Origin of the sequence: Actinomadura sp. BRA 177, assembly GCF_013372625.1 — a bacterium.
Lineage (GTDB): Bacteria > Actinomycetota > Actinomycetes > Streptosporangiales > Streptosporangiaceae > Spirillospora.
The window spans coordinates 1-2,434 of record NZ_JABXFD010000564.1; the positions used below are offsets into that span (position 1 = coordinate 1).

At 75.7% G+C, this 2,434-nt stretch carries 2 protein-coding genes and 1 pseudogene; 1 reads left to right on the top strand and 2 read right to left on the bottom strand.

All coding sequences use genetic code 11. The annotated features are described in order from the left end of the window. Window positions 1-1,030: 1,030 nt before the first annotated feature. Together HUX53_RS43195 and HUX53_RS32115 are read right to left on the bottom strand one after the other, a co-directional pair. Window positions 1,031-1,423, bottom strand: a pseudogene (locus HUX53_RS43195) (hemerythrin domain-containing protein); the annotation flags it as partial. Window positions 1,424-1,477: 54 nt separating this feature from the next. Then, on the bottom strand, window positions 1,478-1,903 hold the full coding sequence (locus HUX53_RS32115) for a VOC family protein (protein ID WP_176406966.1): 426 nt from the start codon (window positions 1,901-1,903) through the stop codon (window positions 1,478-1,480). 98 nt (window positions 1,904-2,001) lie between these two features. Here HUX53_RS32115 and HUX53_RS32120 point away from each other — a divergent pair. Then, a partial coding sequence (locus HUX53_RS32120) for a YafY family protein (protein WP_176406967.1) occupies window positions 2,002-2,434 on the top strand: 433 nt, incomplete at its 3' end.

The window sequence follows — 2,434 nt, forward strand, 5'->3', positions numbered from 1 at the left end:
AGATGTGTATAAGAGACAGCCGCAGGGGCTGCTCGGGGCCCCGCCCGGCCTCGTCCTGCCCGGCGGGCGGCCCTGCCATGTCCCCGGCACCGCCTACAGCGCGTCCTGGGTGTCGGGCGCGGCCCGTCCGCCCGGCACCGGCACGCTGCTGATCACTTATACCGACGTGTGCGTCACCGCCGCGTCCATCAGCACCCAGGGCTTCGGCATGATCGAGTACCAGCCCGTGCGGGGCGCCCTCACCGGCCGCGCGGTCCCCTTCACCGCGCACGGCGGGCTGCCGTTCCAGCAGAACCTCGGCTCGCCCGTCTTCGCGGGCGGGTACCTCTACCTGTTCGCCGCCGGCTGCGACGTCCACGGGTTCGGGGCGTGCGACGGGGGCCGCGTCACCCTCGCCCGCGTCCGCGCCGACCCCGCCGCGTGGCGCGACCCGGCCGCCTACGAGCACCGGACGGCCACCGGGTGGACGCGTGACGCGTTCGGCGCGGCGAGCATCGTCCCCGGCGCCGCGCCCTACGCCGTCCACGTCGCCGACTACACCCGCCTCGGCCGCGGCCTGGTCATGATCGAGCAGCGCGGGCTGGACGGCGCGTACCGGCTGTGGCGCGCCGCCGTCCCCGAAGGGCCCTGGCGTCCGGCCGGCGCCGGGACCGTCTCCTGCACGGACGGCACCGGGCTCGACCAGTGCCGCGCCCTCATCGGCCACCCCGAGTACAGCACCCGTGCCGAGCTGCTGCTGTCGTACTACGACCCGGGCGACGACCACGTCCGCGTCCGCGCCGTCCCCTGGTGAGGCGGGGTTCAGGTGCTCCACAGGCGGCGCTTGCGGTAGCGGGGCTCCCACGTCACCCGGTTGCGGTCGCGGGACCCGGCCGGGCAGGGCGGTGAGGAACCGGCTGCGGTCCACGGGCGCGATCCCGTCCACGACCCATGGGACGAACAGCGGCGCGCCCGCCCCGCAGCGGTTCACGGCGTCGGCGTACAGGGCCCGCCACTCCCCGGCCTCCAGCACCGACTCGGCCAGCGGCAGCGCCGTCGCCTCCTCGTGCCGCAGATGCGCCTCCAGCGCGTCCCGCAGCGCCCGGACCGCCGCGACGCCGTCGACGCGGCGCTGGCGGGCGACCGGCGCCCCGATACCGGCGTGCTCGGCGCGCATCTCCGCCGGCACGGCCACCTCCGCCGGGCGCCCCGCCACCGCGCGCTCCACCCGCGGCCACAGCAGCCGGTCCTCCAGGTCGTGGTGCATGCGCAGCTGGTCCTTGAAGTTGTCCCAGCCGGCGCGCACGTGCGCGGCCCCGCCCTTGCCCGCCGCCACCGCCGCCGCGAGCCGGTCCAGGTCCCGGCGGAACGCGTCGTGCGCGGCGTACAGGAGGGTGTGGCAGGTCGTGTCGCGCGGCCGGACCACGAAAGTCTCCATGCACATATGAGGGCCGCGGCCCGCCCGGACGTGACATCCCGGGGCGGGGAGAGACGCACCTCACACCGGTGCGGCCTTGGCCAGGATCTCCAGGTAGTGGGGGTTGGACATCACGCCGAGGACGTTGCCGAACGGGTCGACGACCGACGCGGTCGCGAACCCCGTCCCCGCGCCCCGCTCGGTGATCTTCTCGTGCTCGCGGGCGCCCATCGCCAGCAGCCGCGCCACCGCCGCGTCCAGGTCGTCGACGTGCCAGTACATGATCGCGCCGCCCGGGGCCGCGGCCGGGCCGCCGGGACGGAACCGGGCGTCGATCAGGCCCAGTTCGTGCTCGTAGTCCCCGGCCCGGAACTCGTAGTAGCCGGCGCGGCCGTCCGGGCCCGGGACGCTGAAGTACGGCTGGACGCCCAGCAGCTCGGCGTGCCAGTCCTTGGCGGCCTCCAGGTCGTCGGCCCACAGGCTGATGGTGGCGAATCCGCGCAGCATGGTCCCTCCTCGCGAAGCCCGGTCTCTCCGGCCTCGGCACCGACGCTAGATCGCCAATAGGTCACTGAACGTCCTAAAGGACCGCCAGAATGGGGAACATGCGCGACCCGTCCGGACGGCTGCTTCAGCTGCTGTCCCTGCTACAGACGCCCCGCGAATGGCCGGGCGGCGAGCTCGCCGCCCGGCTCGGCGTCGCTCCCCGCACCATCCGCCGCGACATCGACCGGCTCCGCGAGCTCGGCTACCCCGTGCACGCCACCCGCGGCGGGGCCGGCGGCTACCGGCTCACCGCCGGCACCGCGATGCCGCCGCTGCTGCTGGACGACGACGAGGCCACCGCGATCGCCATCGGCCTGCGCACCGCCGCCGCGGGCGCCGTCACCGGCATCGAGGACACCTCGCTGCGCGCCCTCGCCAAACTGGAGCAGGTCCTGCCGCACCGGCTGCGGGCCCGCGTCGCCGCGCTCACCGAGGCCGCGGTGTCCCTGCCCCCGCAGGACGCCGCGCCGCCCGCCGCCGACCCCGCCGTCC